This window comes from Gillisia sp. Hel_I_86 (assembly GCF_007827275.1).
Classification (GTDB): Bacteria; Bacteroidota; Bacteroidia; order Flavobacteriales; family Flavobacteriaceae; genus Gillisia.
In genome coordinates this window covers 809,280-828,660 of record NZ_VISE01000001.1, presented here as the reverse complement: position 1 = coordinate 828,660, position 19,381 = coordinate 809,280, and the positions used below count along the sequence as shown (strand labels likewise).

18 protein-coding genes are annotated in these 19,381 nt (G+C 38.0%); 7 read left to right on the top strand and 11 right to left on the bottom strand.

Going from position 1 to position 19,381, the window contains the following annotated elements:
• Positions 1-29: 29 nt before the first annotated feature.
• Positions 30-1,184 carry a glycosyltransferase family 2 protein gene (locus JM83_RS03670; protein ID WP_144959470.1) on the bottom strand — a complete coding sequence of 385 codons (1,155 nt, stop codon included), beginning with the start codon at positions 1,182-1,184 and terminating at the stop codon, positions 30-32.
• Between the two features lie 113 nt (positions 1,185-1,297).
• Between JM83_RS03670 and ruvC the strand changes: the two genes are divergently transcribed.
• The 4 genes from ruvC to JM83_RS03650 all read left to right on the top strand — a co-directional run bounded on the left by ruvC (position 1,298) and on the right by JM83_RS03650 (position 4,558).
• Entirely contained in the window at positions 1,298-1,852 is a 555-nt protein-coding gene (gene ruvC, locus JM83_RS03665; RefSeq protein WP_144959468.1) for a crossover junction endodeoxyribonuclease RuvC, read from the top strand.
• A gap of 256 nt (positions 1,853-2,108) precedes the next feature.
• Positions 2,109-3,236 (top strand): radical SAM family heme chaperone HemW, encoded by a 1,128-nt coding sequence (hemW, locus tag JM83_RS03660; protein ID WP_144959467.1) that lies wholly within the window; start codon positions 2,109-2,111, stop codon positions 3,234-3,236.
• Positions 3,237-3,459: 223 nt separating this feature from the next.
• Positions 3,460-4,206, top strand: coding sequence for a cyclase family protein (locus tag JM83_RS03655; RefSeq protein ID WP_144959465.1), 747 nt, complete (start codon positions 3,460-3,462; stop codon positions 4,204-4,206).
• Between the two features lies 1 nt (position 4,207).
• Positions 4,208-4,558, top strand: coding sequence for a DUF4260 domain-containing protein (locus JM83_RS03650; RefSeq protein WP_144959463.1), 351 nt, complete (start codon positions 4,208-4,210; stop codon positions 4,556-4,558).
• Between the two features lie 54 nt (positions 4,559-4,612).
• Here JM83_RS03650 and tsf read toward each other — a convergent pair whose 3' ends face one another.
• From tsf to rplM, 5 genes are all read right to left on the bottom strand, one after another.
• Positions 4,613-5,437 (bottom strand): translation elongation factor Ts, encoded by an 825-nt coding sequence (gene tsf, locus JM83_RS03645; protein WP_144959462.1) that lies wholly within the window; start codon positions 5,435-5,437, stop codon positions 4,613-4,615.
• Between the two features lie 92 nt (positions 5,438-5,529).
• The gene (locus JM83_RS03640) at positions 5,530-6,297 is read right to left on the bottom strand and encodes an IS5 family transposase (protein ID WP_144959460.1); all 768 of its coding nucleotides are present in this window, start codon (positions 6,295-6,297) and stop codon (positions 5,530-5,532) included.
• Between the two features lie 119 nt (positions 6,298-6,416).
• Positions 6,417-7,430, bottom strand: coding sequence for a 30S ribosomal protein S2 (gene rpsB / locus JM83_RS03635; protein WP_144959458.1), 1,014 nt, complete (start codon positions 7,428-7,430; stop codon positions 6,417-6,419).
• 140 nt (positions 7,431-7,570) lie between these two features.
• Entirely contained in the window at positions 7,571-7,957 is a 387-nt protein-coding gene (gene rpsI, locus JM83_RS03630) for a 30S ribosomal protein S9 (protein ID WP_121344652.1), read from the bottom strand.
• Positions 7,957-8,412 carry a 50S ribosomal protein L13 gene (gene rplM / locus JM83_RS03625; protein WP_034919612.1) on the bottom strand — a complete coding sequence of 152 codons (456 nt, stop codon included), beginning with the start codon at positions 8,410-8,412 and terminating at the stop codon, positions 7,957-7,959. The genes rpsI and rplM overlap by 1 nt, the downstream gene beginning before the upstream one ends.
• 372 nt (positions 8,413-8,784) lie before the next feature.
• Here rplM and JM83_RS03620 point away from each other — a divergent pair, with 372 nt between their 5' ends.
• Entirely contained in the window at positions 8,785-9,348 is a 564-nt protein-coding gene (locus tag JM83_RS03620; protein ID WP_144959456.1) for a DUF5004 domain-containing protein, read from the top strand.
• Between the two features lie 565 nt (positions 9,349-9,913).
• On the opposite strand, the gene JM83_RS03615 is transcribed toward JM83_RS03620, so the two are convergent.
• From JM83_RS03615 to JM83_RS03600, 4 genes are all read right to left on the bottom strand, one after another.
• Positions 9,914-11,284 (bottom strand): S8 family peptidase, encoded by a 1,371-nt coding sequence (locus JM83_RS03615; RefSeq protein ID WP_222430207.1) that lies wholly within the window; start codon positions 11,282-11,284, stop codon positions 9,914-9,916.
• A gap of 110 nt (positions 11,285-11,394) precedes the next feature.
• The gene (polA, locus tag JM83_RS03610; RefSeq protein WP_144959454.1) at positions 11,395-14,226 is read right to left on the bottom strand and encodes a DNA polymerase I; all 2,832 of its coding nucleotides are present in this window, start codon (positions 14,224-14,226) and stop codon (positions 11,395-11,397) included.
• A 168-nt stretch (positions 14,227-14,394) separates the two neighbouring features.
• On the bottom strand, positions 14,395-15,789 hold the full coding sequence (locus tag JM83_RS03605) for an IS4 family transposase (RefSeq protein WP_144959452.1): 1,395 nt from the start codon (positions 15,787-15,789) through the stop codon (positions 14,395-14,397).
• A gap of 162 nt (positions 15,790-15,951) precedes the next feature.
• The gene (locus JM83_RS03600) at positions 15,952-16,947 is read right to left on the bottom strand and encodes a N(4)-(beta-N-acetylglucosaminyl)-L-asparaginase (protein ID WP_144959451.1); all 996 of its coding nucleotides are present in this window, start codon (positions 16,945-16,947) and stop codon (positions 15,952-15,954) included.
• Positions 16,948-17,142: 195 nt separating this feature from the next.
• Here JM83_RS03600 and JM83_RS03595 point away from each other — a divergent pair, with 195 nt between their 5' ends.
• Both JM83_RS03595 and JM83_RS03590 read left to right on the top strand, forming a co-directional pair.
• Complete coding sequence (locus JM83_RS03595; protein WP_144959449.1) at positions 17,143-18,369, top strand: metallophosphoesterase; 1,227 nt, start codon at positions 17,143-17,145, stop codon at positions 18,367-18,369.
• Positions 18,370-18,446: 77 nt separating this feature from the next.
• Positions 18,447-18,743: a thioredoxin family protein gene (locus tag JM83_RS03590; protein WP_144959447.1), complete on the top strand. Its 297-nt coding sequence runs from the start codon at positions 18,447-18,449 to the stop codon at positions 18,741-18,743.
• On the opposite strand, the gene JM83_RS03585 is transcribed toward JM83_RS03590, so the two are convergent.
• A complete protein-coding gene (locus tag JM83_RS03585; protein ID WP_144959445.1) occupies positions 18,740-19,381 on the bottom strand; it encodes a polysaccharide deacetylase family protein in 642 nt (213 codons plus the stop codon). The genes JM83_RS03590 and JM83_RS03585 overlap by 4 nt on opposite strands.

Sequence of the window (19,381 nt, the reverse complement as noted above, 5' to 3'; positions counted from 1 at the left end):
CACTCAATACAGGCTAAAATCGAGAGGTATTATTTCTTAAAAGATCTTCCTTTCCATTGAAATCCGGCAAACAAGGAAGCAATGGCTACTGTTGTGGAGAAAAATGGATAAAGTAGGCTAGACCATAGATAATGACTCAACACCAATTTTTTACCAAAGAAATTAGCTGAAACATAGAGCAAAGAAAGATCGGCAGTAAACTTTAGTGCAAAACTAAATAGCAGGAATTGGTAGTGGATCACTTCAATTAGTACCAATATAATTGTAAATATTAAGCTCAGATTCATCAACAAAACAATCGCTCCAATCAGCTTGGCAAAATCACTTTTATAAGCCGGAGCCTTTGCTGCCCATCGAATTCGCTGAGAAAATAAAGTTTCCAATGAAGGTTGAGGTTTTGTTTTTACTATAGCAGCTTGAGATTTTAAGAAGGTTACGGGATAATTTAATTCTGTGAATTTCTCAAGTAAAAAAACATCATCTCCGCCTGAAATGTTTGAATTTCCACAGTATCCCTCGGCCTTAAGAAAGGCCTCTTTTTTATAGCACATATTTGCTGCATTGCACATAAAGGGTATTTTTAATCCGAAGGCTCCAATCCCGACTGCTTGCAAACTCATAAAATCCAAACCTTGAAATGCAACCAGATAGTTCAGGAATTTTTCCTTTATAGATCGACCATTTAGGAAACTTACAGGGCCAGCGATCAGGCTTGCTTGAGTTTCTATGATCCTTTCATTATATGCCTGTAGCCACTTGAGAGGAACAATACAATCTGCATCGGTGGTCAAAATATATTCGAATCTGGACGATGCAAGTGCGGTTGTAATGGCATCTTTCTTAGGGGAATTTGTATTTCTCTTATTGTTGATTATAGAAAAAACCAGATCGGGGTGGGATTGTTTAAAGTGAAAACAGGCTTGCACAGAGTTGTCTTCAGACTCATCATTCACCAAAATGATCTCAAAATATGATCTTGGGTAGTCTAAATTGGATAACGAATAAAGTAGATCCGGCAAATTTTCGGCTTCATTTCTAAAAGGAATTATTATAGAAAATTTGTTTAGTGGAGCTACTTCTTTCAATTCAAATTTTTCGACCCTTTTCCAGCCGAAGAGGAGGGCAGATATCAATGCTACATAACTTATGGTTATTACAATCAAAAAAATTATAAGTAATTGCATGTTTACAGATCGCTGGATTAAAGAATTGCTAAGCAGAATTATGTAGCTTTGTAAAGCCCAATCAAAAGTAAACAAACTATTAAGAATGGGTAAGAGCTAAAGACTTTCCACTTTTGAAAAACGAACGAATTATTTTAGGAATCGATCCCGGAACCACTATTATGGGGTTTGGGTTGATCAAGGTGGTGAACAAAAAAATGGAGTTTTTACAACTTAATGAGTTGTTGCTTCAAAAATATACCGATCCTTATATTAAATTGAAAATTATTTTTGAACGAACGGTAGAATTAATTGACACTTTTCATCCAGATGAGATCGCTATTGAGGCGCCCTTTTTTGGAAAGAATGTACAATCCATGCTGAAGTTGGGTAGGGCACAAGGTGTGGCGATGGCTGCCGGTTTATCAAGAGAGGTGCCTATTACTGAATACCTACCTAAGAAAATTAAAATGGCCATTACTGGGAATGGGAATGCCAGTAAGGAGCAAGTTGCCAAGATGCTGCAAAGTTTATTAGGACTTAAGGAATTACCTAAGAATTTGGATTCTACCGATGGATTGGCGGCAGCAGTTTGCCATTTTTATAATTCTGGTAAAGTTGAAATTGGAAAAAGTTATACCGGTTGGGATTCTTTTGTGAAGCAAAACCCGAAGAAACTCGGTAGATAGTGAAGAGTGAAGAGTGAAGAGTGAAGAGTGAAGAGTGAAGAGTGAAGAGTGAAGAGTGAAGGGTGAAGAGTGAAGGGTGAAGGGTGAAGGGTGTACAGAAGTTGTCACTTCTGCGGGATTCAGAATATTTGGAATTAGAGGCTTTCCAAAATGCGTTTGAAAAAGCGGATGAACTATCCAAAATAATGTTTTCAATTTTGAAGACCACAAGAATCAAAAATTGATTATTGCTAATTGATCATTGTTTATTGAAACTATGTCTTCATTATATATTCATATTCCTTTTTGCAAGCAGGCTTGTCATTATTGTGATTTCCATTTTTCTACTTCTATCAAGAAAAAGGGGGAATTGGTTGGTATGTTGTGCGAAGAAATACGGCTTCGGAAGAACGAGTTACCCGAAAAACAATTGGATACTGTTTATTTTGGCGGAGGTACTCCTTCATTGCTTTCTTCAGAAGAGTTGAAGATGATTTTGGATTCGATAGATGCCAATTTTGAAGTGAGGAAAGATGCAGAGATCACTTTGGAAGCTAATCCAGATGATCTTAGTCTAGAGAATCTTAAGACCTTCAAGAATGCCGGAATAAATAGGTTGAGTATTGGAGTACAATCTTTTTTTGAAGAAGATTTGCAGCTAATGAATCGAGCACACAATGCAACTGAGGCTTTGGAAAGCATACAAATGGCCAAGCAATTTTTCGAGAATATTTCTATAGATCTTATATACGGAATTCCGGGAATGAGCAATGAAAGATGGAAAACCAACATTGAAACAGCATTGTCTCTTGGTTTGCCACATTTTTCATGCTATGCATTAACGATAGAGCCAAATACAGCTCTTAAGAAAATGATTGAAAAAGGAAAGGTGAAACCTGTAGATGATGAAGCTGCAAGGATGCATTTCGACATTTTAACTACAATCCTTAAAGAGGAAGGTTTTACACATTATGAATTTTCCAATTATGGAAAACAAGGGTATTTCTCTGAAAATAATACAGCCTATTGGTTTGGAAAGCCTTATTTGGGAATTGGGCCTTCGGCACATTCCTATGATGGGAAAAATAGGAAATGGAATATCAATAATAATACCCTCTATATAAAAGCTATCGAAAAAGGGGAGCTGCCTTTTGAAAAAGAAGAACTCTCAACTATAGATAGATATAACGAATATGTCATGACCCGACTGCGCACGATGTGGGGTATAAATATTAAAGAGATTGGGGAACGGTTTGGAAATATGTATAAAGCTCATTTTTTAAATGAAGCTTCCAAAGAAGTTGAATTGGGTTTATTGGAACAAAATGAAGATTCAATTACTGTCACCCAAAAAGGGAAGTTCTTAAGTGATGGGATTGCCAGTAATTTATTCTTTATAAATTAGGCGTCACCCTGAACTTGTTTCAGGGTCTCATACACAGGATTTGTGTTTAATTTTATATAAATATTTGAACAGATGCTAAAACAAGTTCAGCATGACGAATTATAATCATTACGTCACCCTGAACTGGTTTCAGGGTCTAATGCAGTATAGAGCTCTGATTATGTTAGATGCTGAAACTCCCGAAGTGTCGGCACAACATGTCATTACTAGTTGAAATTAAAAGATGAAAGCAGAAATAAAACATAAAAACAGCACCTATATTATAGATCTCTCCAAACCCTTGGACATTTCTCTAGTGCTTCGTGGTGACAATAAAAATCCGATTGCATGGTATTTGAATTCACCAAAGATTCAACCAGTGATTGATGGAGATTTTGTTGGAAAAGTTACTGCTGGGAGTTCTACTAATTTCAATAATATTTATTTCAATCCACACGCGCATGGCACGCATACCGAATGTGTGGGTCATATAACGAGAGAATTTCACAGTATAAATGAAACTTTAAAGACTTTCTTTTTCACTACAAAAGTGATCTCTATTGAACCTGAAAATCGTGGCGAAGATCAAGTGATCACCGAGGCACAAATTAGAAGTTTGTTGAAAGAAAATGAGGCTGAAGCACTTGTTATAAGAACCCTTCCCAATTATATTGAAAAGCGCAGCAAGAAATATTCTCATACCAATTGGGCTTACCTAGAAGAAGCTGCCGCCAAATACATTAGAGAATGTGGAATAAAGCACCTTTTGATCGATTTGCCTTCTGTAGATAAGGAAAAGGATGAAGGAAAGCTGTTAGCTCATAAAGCTTTTTGGAACTATCCTAAGAATACTAGATTCGACGCTTCCATAACAGAGCTAATCTATGTGGCTAATAAAGTTGAAGATGGATTATATATTCTAAACCTTCAAATAGCTTCTTTTGAGAATGATGCCTCTCCAAGTAAACCTGTATTATATAAACTTCAATGATATGAAACTTACCTTAAAATTAGAAGAATTGGGAATGTTGCTAACCGGTATAATTTTTTTTGGTTTTCTACCATTTTCATGGTGGTGGTTTTTAATATTATTTTTACTTCCAGATATTGGAATGTTAGGTTACTTAATAGGGAATAAGGCAGGAGCTATTTCTTATAACTTATTTCATCATGAAGGCCTAGCTGTTTTAATAGGGATCATTGGAACATATTTAGGATCCCATTATTTACAATTAGCTGGAATTATACTTTTTTCCCACGCCTCATTTGATAGGATATTGGGATATGGATTAAAATACGCGAGAGGATTTAAATTCACCCATTTAGGAGAAATAGGAAAATAAAAAAACCCGTTTCATTTAATTGAAACGGGTTGGTACAATTTAGCTTTTAAGAGATCATCCTAAAGCAACTCTTTCAAAAGCAACAACTTTAAGATCACTATCTACAGACTTAACGTAAGCAGCGACACTCATTTTGTTATCTTTAATATAATCTTGGTTCACTAAAGTGTTGTCTTTAAAGAAACGTTTTAGTTTGCCTTTAGCGATGTTGTCCAACATCTCTTCTGGTTTTCCTTCTTGTCTCAATTGATCTTTGGCGATCTCTATTTCTTTATCGATAGTAGATTGATCTACACCTTCTTCATTTAAAGCAACCGGGTTCATAGCAGCAGCCTGCATAGAAACGTTTTTTGCAGCTTCTTCAGCTCCATCAACGTTCTTGGAAAGACCTGTTAAAACAGCGATCCTATTACCAGCGTGAATGTAAGAACCTACAAAAGGAGCTTCCATTGTACGATAACCACCTATCTCTATTTTCTCACCGATAACTCCTGTTTGCTCGGTTAATTTATCCTGAACAGAAATCCCGTTGAAATCTGCGGCCAATAATTCTTCTTTAGAAGAAGTAGAAAGTGCGATTTCTGCAATTTGAGTAGCCATAGCTACGTAAGTATCATTTTTCGCAACGAAATCTGTCTCACAGTTTAAAGAAACGATCACCCCTTTGGTAGCATCCTCGTTTACTTTTGCTATTACAGCTCCTTCAGAAGAATCCCTGTCGGCACGCTTTGCTGCAACTTTTTGACCTTGTTTACGTAATACTTCGATTGCCAATTCAAAATCCCCATCAGCTTCCACTAATGCTTTTTTGCAATCCATCATACCGGCACCGGTAGATTTTCTTAATTTATTTACTTCTGCGGCTGTTATTTTTGCCATGATGTTTAAAATTTTTTAGTTTTTAAAAAATAAGTCGTTTAGCTTTGTTTGAAGAAAGATCTAAGAGCATGTTTAAAAACGATTCACAAGAATCATTCGATTCTATTGAGGATAATCTGACAATTCTGCCACAATACCCAATATTCCTGACTTTCCGGTGTTTTTTCATAATCCTTGTCCAGTCGCCTGAAGAAATTGAAGATCCCGAAGGTCCTTTCGGTGACCCATCTCCACTTTACCGGGACAAAGCCTTTCGAGGATGGCGGGCATGACGAGATCTCCACTTCCAGCCCTATTACCGTCCTCTCGACCCACTCCATGAACACCTTCTTGTAGGCATGGTCGGCCAGTATCTTTTCCATCCGGTCCAGATAGCCCAACAGGGGCTCCACCACCCTCTCGGCCACCGCCCCGTCGGCCTGGTTCGCCGCGCCTACCACAACGCCCCATACCAGGCCGAGGGTATCGGTGATCGCGTGCCGTTTCCGTCCGTTTATCTTCTTGTTCCCGTCGATGCCCTTCGACTCGGAGGTCATCGGCCCCGCCTTGACGGACTGGCTGTCGATCGACAGCATACTGGGCGTTGCCCCCTTTCCCTGCCGCTTCCTCTCCATCATGTTCAGCCCTGCGTTCAGCCTTGAAAGGGTGCCGTCCCGGCCCCACTTCCTGAAATGGTAGTAGACGCTCTCCCATTTGGGAAAGCATTCCGGTAGGTTCCGCCATTGGCAGCCAGTGCGCAATATCCAAAGGATGGCGTCGGCAATGTCGCGCAACTTATAGTGGCCCTTGATTTTAACGGGAAGGAATTTTTTCATAATTTCCCACTGTTGGGCAGTCGATCGGGTGTATCTCGATTTCATAAACTCTGTTTTATTTGTGAACTACAAAGTTTATACTGCCCAACTTTTTTTACAAACTTTCACCCAAATTTGTTTTTAAACATGCTCTAAACGACTTATATATTACTTAAAAAGTTGTATTATTTTTTCTCTTCGGTAGAATCAGCAGCTTTAGCTTTTGTTTCTTTTTTAGATTCTAATTTTACATCTTCTTTAGCCTCTTTCATCGCTTTTTTATCTTCAGCATCTGTAGAAGGAACTTCTACTTTAGCTTTAGCTTCTTTCGTTGCCTTTTTATCATCAGCATCTTTAGAAGGAGCTTCAACTTCAGCTTTCGTTTCTTTTTTGTCTTCAGTTTCTTTAGAAGGAGCTTCTACTTTATCATCAGATTTTTTTGCTTTTGCAACTTTAGGAGCCTTGTCGGCTTTCTCTTCTTTATTGTCTTCTTTGGCATCTTTGTTGGATTTTCTTTCCGAAAGGCCAGCAATAATAGATTCTGCCATATAAGAAACAACTTTGTCGATAGATTTTGAAGCATCATCATTAGATGGAATCACATATTCTACTTCGCGAGGATCAGAATTTGTATCAACCATTGCAAAAATTGGAATGTTTAATTTTTGAGCTTCTTTAACCGCAATGTGTTCACGGGTAATATCTACAACAAATAGAGCAGAAGGAAGACGGCTCATTTCTGAAATAGAACCTAAGTTTTTCTCTAACTTAGCTCTTAAACGGTCTACTTGCAAGCGCTCTTTCTTAGAAAGGGTGTTGAAAGTACCATCTTTTTTCATTCTATCGATAGAAGCCATTTTCTTAACAGCTTTACGTATAGTGATAAAGTTTGTAAGCATTCCACCAGGCCATCTTTCAGTGATATATGGCATGTTGGCTTTTGCTGCATGTTCTGCAACAATTTCTTTAGCTTGTTTTTTGGTAGCTACAAAAAGTATTTTACGTCCACTGGAAGCGATCTTATTAAGAGCTTCCCCAGCTTCCTGCATTTTTGCAGCACTTTTATATAGGTTTATGATGTGGATCCCATTGCGTTCCATATAGATATATGGGGCCATGTTTGGGTTCCATCTTCTTGTAAGGTGTCCAAAATGCACACCTGCATCAAGTAATTCTTTTACTTCTACTTTGTTTGCCATTTTTGTAATAGTTTACGTTCTGTTGAGATAGCAACCCCGCTAAGGCGTGGTTTAGATGCTAAACTAACCTCCGATAAACAACCGGAGCAACAACAAAAATTTTAATTTTTAAATGAACTTTCGGGCAATGCCCAATGATATTAACGTTTAGAGAACTGGAATTTCTTTCTAGCTTTCTTCTGTCCGAATTTCTTACGTTCTACCATTCTTGGATCTCTGGTCATTAAACCTTCAGGCTTTAAAGTAGCTCTGTTTTCCGGGTCCAATTCTACCATTGCTCTAGAAATAGCAAGACGGATAGCTTCAGCTTGTCCAGTGATACCACCACCATAAACATTAACTTTGATATCGAAGGCTTCTTCGTTCCCGGTCATGTTAAGAGGTTGCATTACCTTATAAACTAAAGGTCCTGTAGTGAAATAATCGTTAAGATCCTTTTTGTTGATAGTAATGTTGCCTTTTCCTTGTCCAACATATACACGTGCAACAGCCGTTTTTCTACGGCCAATTTTGTGAATAACTTCCATTACAAAAGATCGTTTAGGTTGATAGTTTTAGGCTTTTGTGCAGATTGATCATGTTCTGATCCTACATATACCTTTAAATTACGGAATATAGCTGCGCCCAATTTGTTTTTAGGCAGCATTCCTTTTACCGCATTTTCAATTAACCTTTCCGGTCCTTTATTGAATAATTCGGTTGCAGTTAGACTGCGTTGTCCCCCAGGGTAGCCAGTATGGCGAATGTATTCTTTAGAATCCCATTTCTTTCCTGTTAAGTTGATTTTCTCGGCATTGGTAACAATTACGTTATCACCGCAATCAACGTGTGGGGTGAAGTTAGGCTTGAATTTCCCTCTTAGCAATTTTGCAACCTGAGTAGAAAGACGACCTAAAGTCTGACCATCAGCATCCACGTGTACCCAATCTTTGGTCACGGTAGCCTTGTTGGCCGATACTGTTTTGTAGCTTAATGTGTCCACACTAATTAATTTTACTTGTTATTAAACATTCCATTCCCTGCCCCTAGATAAATCTATCGGGAAAACAGGGGTGCAAATGTACAATTATAAATTCAGAATGCAAATAGACCTCCATTAATTTATTAGAACAGAAATCATTGGTTGTCAATGCCTTTTGAATGCTGAAAATAAGGCCTTATAAACGAAGCTTATTTGAAAAAAGTCTGTATAAAATATATTAACAGCCCGCGAGTTAATATATCTCATGTATTCTAATCGACTAAAGGCATTATTTTGCGATAAATAGCAATTTAAGTGTTAATAATGTCATAATAATCCTTTTAAAATCTTTATGTTTGCCTTCTAGTTGCCCTAAAATCAAATACCTACGTTATGAAGTTACCGAAAACCATCCTGCTTTTTGCCTTGATCCCATTAATTTTTTCTTGTAGTAAAGAAGGTGAAGCCGACCCTAACTCTTCTTTTAAAACAAGCAATTTTGCTGCTACAATCAATCCCGATGACCTTGTGGGGGAATGGAATCTTTCTGCAATGCAGGCTGATACCTTAGTAGACCTGAATAAGGATGGAACAGGAGATACCAACCTATTAAATGAATCTTCTTGTTTTAATGATATGAAAGTAATTTTTAATCAGGATAGAACATTTTCTACAACGAATGCACGTCTCGATTTTAATGGAGGCACAAATAATGTTGAATTTGTTTGTGTGAAAAATAGGGTTGATTTTGGCACGTGGGATATCGAAGGCAGCGACCTTCTAATGGATATTACAATAGATGGTACAGCATACACCCAAAGAAAACCACTTAATTACAATACTTCAACTTTTGCATTCGATGTTTCTAAAGCTGAATCTAATGTGTATGTCAATGATCCAGGAGATACCTCTGCCTCAAAAATCAGAATCTTGGCATTGGAATATACACGGATATAAAATTTTTGTTTTACAATTCCCCACAACCTTACCAGTTAATGAAAAAAACATCTCGACTGCGCTCGATGTGACTTTAAATTCTATTACTGGTAAAAAGGCGGATGAGTATATTTAGTTTTAAGATGAAAAAGCCGATCAATTAAATTGACCGGCTTTTTTTTTGATTGTTCGTAAAGTATCATAATCTAATAAAGGACATCTTTCTGAATTCCTTTGAAGATCTACATGTAATGAATATTCAAAACATAAACTTAAACAGGTTCAAGGTGATAAAATGGATGGCCGGATGCCTTTCTGGCCAAAAAAGGACATTACATTTTTATTGTATTTAAGATAGATATATTTAGGAGTGTGCAATTTTACTGTTATGGATTTTAAATTAGTGACGAAAGAACTACAGTAATATACATTAGCATGATGTGATAATTTGATACTAAAAAAAAGGGCGAGAGTGTATTTTCTTGTTAAAAGCTACTTAACTAGTTGAATTAATATTCAGAATTAAGTAAATAAAAAGAGCCTTCAAATTTTGAAGACTCTTAATTTTATAAAATATAGTTAATTTTTAGAAGCCGCTAACGTTCAAACGCCCACCAGTAACACATTTTCCAGTTAAGGAAGATGTTGGTACTGCAGAACTCATGATAGCATTTTTAATCTCTGCAGCAGTAGCTCCCGGGTAAGAAGAAGCATAAAGTGCAGCTCCACCAGAAACATGTGGTGTTGCCATAGAGGTACCGCTATATGTTGCATACCCAGAAAGTATTTGACCCTTAGATCTTGTAGGGACTGAAGAATAAATTCCAGATCCCGGTGCTCCAAGATCTACAGTAGTTGCACCATAATTAGAAAAGCTACTTAATCCTCCAGAATTTGTAATTGAAGCAACAGCAATAATATTGCTATTAGTATAAGATCCTGGGTAAGATAAATTAGAGTCATTATTATTAGTCTCATTTCCAGCAGCAGCTATAAATAAGATCCCTGCTTGGTTTGCGCGGTCAATAGCATCGTAAAGACCTTGAGAGAAGCCTCCGCCACCCCAAGAGTTGTTTGTAGCAACAATATTTACCCCATTTTGCTTTAACCCTGTAAAATAATCTACAGCTTTAATCGCGTTAGCTGTTGTTCCACCGCGTCTTCCTAAGAATTTACCGCTCATTAATTTTACATTCCAAGCAACACCTGCAATACCGGTTCCGTTGTTTCCAACACCACCAATAGTACCCGCAACGTGAGTTCCGTGGTCGTCATCTATACCGTCAAAAACACTGTTGTCATTTCCGTCGAAATCCCAACCGTATACATCATCTATATATCCGTTATTATCATCATCTACACCATTTCCTGCTATTTCTCCAGGATTTGTTCCAGCATTGGCTGCTAGGTCTTCATGCATGTACATGTAACCTTCATCTATAATTCCAATATAAACTGTGTTAGAACCAGTGTTTCCAGCTGCCCAAGCTTCTCCTGCCTGACTACCATATTGGTTAGAAGGTGTGGTTGCATCTCCATACATACCCCAAAGTGTACCATTTGTATAAGCTGGATCGTTAGAGGTTGCATTATGGTGGTAGATAAAATTAGGCTCTGCATACTCTACTTCAGCCACTCCTTTTAACTGTGCAATTGCATTTAAAGTGCTTAATTTAGAACTTACTAAAAGTACTTCGTCTCTGTTTGCAGATTTCATGGCACTAGTTTGGATAGTCTCAACAACAACCCCTTGAATTAATGACAAGGCATTACTACGAGCTTTAGTGCTTGCTTTTCCATCTTTAAATTTAACTAGGACTTCGTTAGGAACAAAAGATAATTGTTCTTTAGCAACTACTGCTTCTTCCTGCTCTGCAGAGAAGTTGTCTTTTTCACAAGAAACTGTTAGTAACATTCCAGAAGCTAGTACTGGAAAAAGTAATTTGTTTAATTTCATAATAATTAGGTTAGGTTTAAATAATGTGGTTAAAAATTATTTCAGCGCCTAATCTAATGCTTTTATCGGTAAAATATTGCGAAATAGATAATTATTTGTAGGATTATACATCAATGTGCTTCTAGCCAATCTCTACCTTCCCCTAAATCTACATCTAAAGGTACTTCCATCTTAAAGGCATTTTCCATTTCAGCCTTGATCATTTTCTTCATTTCGGGCAATTCCTCATTGTAGGCATCAAAAACCAATTCATCATGCACTTGCAGAAGCATTTTAGTTTTGTAATTACCTTCTTTTAACTTTCGGTGGATATTTATCATTGCCAATTTAATAATATCTGCTGCGCTTCCTTGGATAGGAGCATTTACTGCATTACGTTCCGCAGCTCCGCGAACTACTGCATTTTGCGAATTGATATCCTTTAAATACCTGCGCCTGCCCAAAACTGTTTGTACATATCCATGATCTCTTGCAAAATCCACTTGCTCCTGCATATACCTTTTTAGTTTTGGATAGGTAGCGTAATAAGTTTCAATAAGTTCTTTGGATTCTCCTCTGGAAAGATCGGTCTGATTGCTCAAGCCAAATGCAGAAACCCCATAAATGATCCCGAAATTTACTGTTTTTGCATTGCTTCGTTGTTCCCGTGTTACTTCTTCTAAGGGCACATTAAAAACCTTGGCAGCGGTGGAAGCATGAATGTCTTCTCCCTTTTTAAAGGCTTCGATCATAGTATCCTCTTTGCTCAAGGCAGCAATAATTCGCAGTTCTATCTGGGAATAATCTGCCGCTAATAAGGTGTAATTCTCATCTCGGGGGATAAATGCCTTTCTAACCTGCCTTCCCCTTTCCGTTCTTATTGGGATATTCTGAAGGTTTGGATTGTTGGAACTCAATCTTCCGGTAGCAGCAACAGTTTGCATATAATCTGTATGCACCCTGCCCGTAGTTTTTTCAACCTGATTTGGCAATGCATCTACATAGGTATTCTTCAACTTTACAAGCCCTCTGTATTCTAGCACACTTTTCACGATCTCGTGTTCGGAAGCCAGGTAGGAAAGCACATCTTCACTTGTAGAATACTGTCCGGTTTTTGTCTTTTTTGGTTTCTTGACCAATTCCAGTTTTTCGAAAAGAATGATCCCGAGTTGTTTTGGAGATGCGATATTGAATTCTTCTCCTGCATCTTCATAAATTTTCTTTTCCAGCGTTGCGATATCTTTTTCTAATTCTGAAGAAAGCGATTTTAAGAAATTCTCGTCCAGATTGATGCCTTCCAGTTCCATATCGGCGAGCACACGAACTAGCGGAATTTCTATTTCATTGAAAAGTTTTTCGGTTTCAGCTTCTTTCAACTCTGGTTGAAAATGTTGTTTTAACTGAAGCGTGATGTCTGCATCTTCCACGGCATATTCGGTTTGCTTATCCAAAGGCACATCCCTCATGTTCCCTTGATTCTTTCCTTTCTTACCAATAAGCTCGGTAATGGATTGCGGAGTATAGTTGAGATAGGTTTCTGCAAGCACATCCATATTATGCCGCATATCTGGATTGATTAGATAATGCGCGATCATGGTATCGAATAAATTACCTTTTACTTCTATTTTATATTTTGCTAAGACTTTAATGTCATATTTTAAATTCTGACCAATCTTTTCAATTCCTTCTGCTTCAAAGAATGGGCGGAGCTTCTCTATTATCCCCTGCGCTTCCGTATCATCTTTCGGAAATGGCATATAAAACCCTTTTCCTGCTTCCCAAGAAAATGCAATTCCCACCAATTTTGCTTCCAACGGATTTAAACTCGTCGTTTCCGTATCAAAACAAACGCTGGTTTGCTTTAATAGATTTTTCAGAAACATTTCGATCGCCATATTGCTGGTAAGGCTCTGGTATACATGCCCGGAAGTTGATAAACTTTTCCTGCTAGAAGTCTCTTCAATAACAGTAGCATCGCCACCAAATAAAGAAAATTGTCCGGCTCCGGCAGTTGGATCTTTTGCCTGTGCTTTTGCGGTAGGTGTTCCAGAAACCTGGGTTGGGGTTGTGGTTTGCTCTCCTGAAAATAATTTTAAAAACTGATCCTTCAACCTTCGGAACTCCAGTTCTTCAAACAACAACTGGACTTTCTCGCCATCTGGATGGGACAATTCATAATTTTCAGCATGAAATTGTACATCGCAATCTGTAAGTATGGTCGCTAGTCTTTTTGAAAGAATTCCTAATTCTTTATTTGCTTCAATTTTCTCTTTCATTTTACCTTTTAGCTTATCTGTATTTGCTAAAAGTGCTTCCATACTGCCATATTCAGCTAAGAATTTCTTTGCTGTTTTTTCTCCCACGCCGGGAAGTCCGGGGATATTATCTGAGGCATCTCCCATCATCCCAAGAAAATCTATCACTTGTTCGGGTCGTTCGACTCCAAACTTCTTCTGGACTTCAGGGATCCCAAGAATTTCGATTCCGTTCCCCATTCGGGCAGGACGGTACATGAAAATATTCTCTGAAACCAATTGCGCGAAATCCTTGTCTGGGGTTACCATAAAGGTTTTATATCCCTCTTTTTCGGCTTGCTTTGCCAAGGTGCCTATCACATCATCTGCCTCGCAACCTGGTAATTCCACCACTGGAATGTGCATGGCATGTAGAATGTTTTTAATATATGGGATTGCAATCGAAATTGGTTCTGGTGTAGCATCTCTATTCGCTTTATAATCCGCATAAAGTTCGGTGCGCTCGTGGCTCCCATCCTTATCGAAGCATACAGCTAGATGATCTGGTCTTTCTCTACGAATTACATCGAAAAGGGAATTGGTAAAACCCATTATTGCAGAAGTATCTAATCCTTTGGAATTTATTCGAGGGTTTTTAATAAAAGCATAGTAGCCTCTAAAAATTAAAGCGTAAGCATCTAGTAGAAATAAGCGTTTTTGGTCTGCCATGGGTAAGTTTTATGTCGAATCTCAAAGCTACAAAGTTATTGCTGAATAACCGATTTTGAAATTTTAAAAGGTGGATATTTGTTAAGTATGTTAGTGAAAATTGATTTATGAACTTCTTTATTATTCCAGTGCGTAGTAGATATGTCAGGTTGAGCGCCCCGAAGTCTCCTATCGTGTGGACACATCTTTATGAATGGTCCACCCTTCCATGGCAGCCTTAAAATATTTCAATCCTATCCATAGGGTCGTTATGCCCGGATGCCTTTTGCTTTCATAGCCTTTCCATCCGCCAAGTCTTGCTATCGCCCAAACATATCTCTTTAGCCCTTTTTCCTTGTACGGGTTTTTTTGTTTCTCTGTCCTACCTTCCAGTCTTATTATCTGGTGCTCTAAAAACGTTTGTTCTTCTTCCGTGAAACAGCTATCGGCGCTCATCTCTCCTTCTGGTACCGCATACGCCAGCCGCATCAAGAACAGTTTGATGATGACCTCCATTATCAACAAGCTCAGTTTTCTTACCGATGACCCATACTCCAGCTCTGACGCCTCGATATTGTAGCCCTCTTTTTTTAATATCTTGAACACCTCTTCTATGGTCCACCTCCACTTATACCATTCCACGCACATTTCTGCCATTTCCAGAGTCTCTATGGGCAGGCTTGTCAACAACCTCCAGCACACCCTGTCCGGCCCGGTACGGTTCGCCTCTTTGGCCTCTACCAGGTATAGTTTTATGCTGGGTGCCACTGCTTTGCTTGCCGCCCTGGTCCTTTTAAGTTCCACCTCTTTATATCTGATTTCAATTTTTGCAATCCTTTTTTTTCTTCTGGTCTTTGCACAGGCATCCACCTGTACCTCATAGGATCCTTGATAGGGTTGGTCCGCCAGGCAGCTAAACAATTTTGACCCATCCGCCAAGGTCCTATCCGTACGGGCCCTTATCAATAGATCTGTTTGTGCATCTGGTATGGTTGCAAACTGTTCGTAGATATCGCCTTCCCTATCTTGTACGATCACCATTCCCGCTACCACGCCCCTTAGCGAGGCCTGTGTGTTTTTGGAAACTTCTATCCACTTATAGGACTCTTTTTCTTCTATGGGCAGCTTGCCGTACTGTCTTTCATGCTTTGATGCGAACTCCAAGGGCCTGTTCCAGATCTTTATATCAGAATAGCCGTAGGGGGTGCCGCTCACGGCATCCAAGACCAAACTTGGGTGGATGAAGAACCCCAGTCCCTGGGAATTCTTCGCATTGGTCGTGCCCACAAAGCCATCTTTATTGATCCTATTACCATGGCTGCTTAGGTTGACCTCCGTGGTATCTTGGATACAGACAACAAATTTGCCCGCACAAGCCATCTGGCAATTATGTACCAAGTTCTCTACTATATCTCCTTCACTGACCCTATCGTTCTGCAAAAAACGGTAAACGGCCTTTGCGTCTGATTCGTTCCTGCTGAGCTGACGGATCGAATGGACGCTCTTGCTGAACAGGTCCGATAAAATCTTGTTGCCCCGATAAACCAACCGTTTATCCCCTAAGCCTGTGAACCCCCTTCTCATTTTTTGAGTAAAATTAATGCTAATCCCTTAAAATATTAAATAATTGTGTCCACACGATAGGAAGTCTCGGGGGGAAATTCTTATTTAAGCTAATAAGTTCTCGACTGGGCTGGAACAGACAAGCCAAGATAATATAACTGGAAATAAACCCTCCATCAGGGTTTAAAAATTATAGGAACTTGGGATATTTTCGTTCTTACCATATTGAAATTTCACATAGCTGAATCCTTTTTGAATGCAATGAGACCCTATTTCTCCTTTTTTGTTTACGGCAATGAATGCTGCTTGGAATTCTTTATAATTAGGATTTGCTTTAATAATTCTATTAATTGCTTCTTCGCAAGCCTCTTGTGGTGATTTTCCTTGTCTCATTAGTTCTACTATTAAAAAGCTACCTACACTTTTCATAATTGCTTCTCCCATTCCTGTGGCAACGGCACCGCCAATTTCATTGTCCAAAAATAAGCCAGAGCCAATAATTGGTGAATCTCCAATACGACCGTTTACTTTGTAGGAAAGTCCAGAACTAGTGCATGCTCCGGCTAAGTCTCCATTTTCATCTATACACAACATTCCAATTGTATCGTGATTTTCGATATTTATGATTGGCTTATATTCCTTTTTAACTAGCCACTTTTCGTAATCTTTTTTGGCGCTTTCAGTAAATAATTCTTCTTTTTCGAAGCCTTGCTGAGCAGCAAATAAATCGGCACCCTCACCAGCAAGCATCACATGTGGGGTTTCTTCCATTACTTTTCTAGCAACAGAAGCTGCCTTAAAGGTATGTTTTAAATAAACTACTGCTCCTGCATCTCCGCTTGGCGACATAATGCAAGCGTCCAATGTAACATTTCCATCCCTGTCTGGAGCGCCACCTTTTCCAACCGTTGTGTTTTTAATATCGGCCTCTTCTACCATTACACCTTGTTCCACAGCATCTAGCGCAGTAGTTCCTTTTGCTAATAATTCTCCTGCTCTTTTACTAGCGTTCGGGAAATTCCATGTGGCGATAGTTAAAGGGAATATATCTGAATTTTCTTTACTCATTTCTGAAGTTTTCAATGTTTTAGTAGTATTAAATGCTGAAAGTGTACTGGAAAAGTAGCTTAATCCGGCAGTCCCGATAATTGATTTAATTATGAAATTTTTTCTTTTCAAGCTTTCAACTTTTTATAAGTGCTAAATATAAATTTTATTAAGGCATAATCAAATTTGAAGTGTGATACTATATAAGAGATCATACATGAACAAGAATTCATGTTTTTTTTAAATCAAGATGAGGCGTTAATTTATCTTTAAAATCAAAACATAAAACGGTGATTAAAAGTATCTTCGCAAAAAATTGAATGCCCCATGCGTTGGTTCCTTTTTATCTGTTTTTATATTCTTGTAGATATTTATGCTTTTCAGGTGGTTAAAACTCTTACGAAGAGTAATTATTTATATACTACCTATATTATTCTTTCGCTAATTGTTTTGGGGAATTTTATTTACCAATTTTCTCAACCAAGTCCTAGTGGCACTTTTGATGGGAGTAGGGGATATGCTATGGGATTCATACTGGCATTCATGGTGAGTAAAATTTTGCTTACCGTTTTTATGTTTGGTGAAGATATAGTACGAATTGTTGTAGCAAGTTTTAATAAGCTGTTTTCTTCCCAGTCTTCTTTTGAAATGCCATCCAGAAGGACATTTTTGAGTCAGATTGCTTTAGGGGTGGCAGCTATACCATTTGCTTCGTTATTATATGGTATGTACAAAGGAAAATATAACTATAAAGTGCTAAATTATACTTTGTATTTTGAAGATCTGCCAGATGCTTTTGATGGATATAGGATTTCTCAGATTAGTGATATTCACAGTGGTAGTTTCGATAATAAAGAAAAAATAGAATATGCTATAGACCTTGTAAATGAACAAAAAGCAGATACTATTTTATTTACGGGAGATTTGGTAAATAATAAAGCCACAGAAATGGACTCTTGGATAGAGACTTTTTCTAAGTTGAATGCTAAGGATGGTGTTTTTTCTGTACTGGGAAATCATGACTATGGAGATTATGTAGCCTGGGAAAGCGATCAGGCTAGATTAAATAATCTTGAAGCCTTAAAAAATGTACATTCCAAGATGGGATGGAACTTGTTGCTTAATGAACATCGTTTTTTAGAGAGAGGTAATGATAGAATCGCATTAATTGGAGTGGAGAATTGGGGCGCTGGTGGTTTTAAGAAAAAAGGGGATTTAGATAAGGCAGGAAAAGGATTGGCTAAGCAAGATTTTAAAGTCCTTATGAGTCATGACCCTTCGTATTGGCAAGAGAAGATTAAAAAAGACGAAAAGCATTATCATTTAACCCTAAGCGGGCATACGCATGGTATGCAGTTTGGGATCGAAATACCGGGATGGTTTAAATGGAGCCCTGTACAATATAGGTATGAGAATTGGGCTGGTATCTACGAGGAGTTTGGAAGATACATTAATGTTAACCGTGGATTTGGGTATTTAGCGTATCCAGGGAGAGTAGGGATTTGGCCAGAAGTATCTGTGATAGAATTGCGAAAGGGCGCAAAGCCCGCATAATTCAAAGAAATTAGTATATTTGATTTTATTACAAATAAAGGTATTAAGATCTAACCTAAACGTAGCTTTTAAATTTTATGTCGAAATTTGGTGAATTAATAGATTTAAACATTCCAGTTTTATTAGACTTTTATACTGAATGGAATGAGGCTTCTACTGCTATGCACCCTGTTCTTAGGGATGTTGCCGCCGCACTTGGTGATAAGGCAAAGATTATTAAGATAGATGTAGATAAAAATCCGCAATTAGCTGAAGCGTTAAGAGTGAAAGGCCTTCCAACACTTATGATCTACAAAGGCGGAGAGATGAGATGGAGGCAAAATGGAGAACAAGATGCCAATACTCTCATTGGTTTGTTAAAGGAATATGTTTAGATTCCTTTAAAATTATATCCTTTTTCTTTATAATGCTCAAGTACTTTAGGTAGTACAACTTTCAGCTTATTCTTTGCTTTTTGGCTATCGTGAAATACGATTATACTGCCAGCCTTACTTTCTCTTATCACATTATAATAACATTCTTCTGTAGAAATGCTAGTATCAAAATCGCCGCTAAGAGCATCCCACATAACCACTTTGTAATTTAATAATTGTAGTTGCTTAACTTGAGAAGGTTTAATCTTTCCATAGGGAGGTCTAAATAGTTTATCCTTATCTGATTTCATCATCGAAAATCTCGAAATAACAGCTTCTGCTTCAATAATATTTTCTAGGTAATGAGGCGTAGAAATTCTCCAACCCTTTAAATGATTGTGAGTATGATTCCCATGGGAATGCCCTTCAGAAATTAGATTTTTAAAGACTTCCGGGTGTCTTTCTATATTTTCGCCTACGCAAAAGAATGTCGCTTTTGCATCATATTTCTTTAGCGTATCTAGTACCCACGGTGTAATTTCAGGGTGTGGGCCATCATCGAAAGTTAAATATATCGACTTTTGGTCTCGAGGCATATTCCATAAAAGAGAAGGGTATAGAAATCTCCCTAATGCAGATATGTTTTTGAAATATGCCAT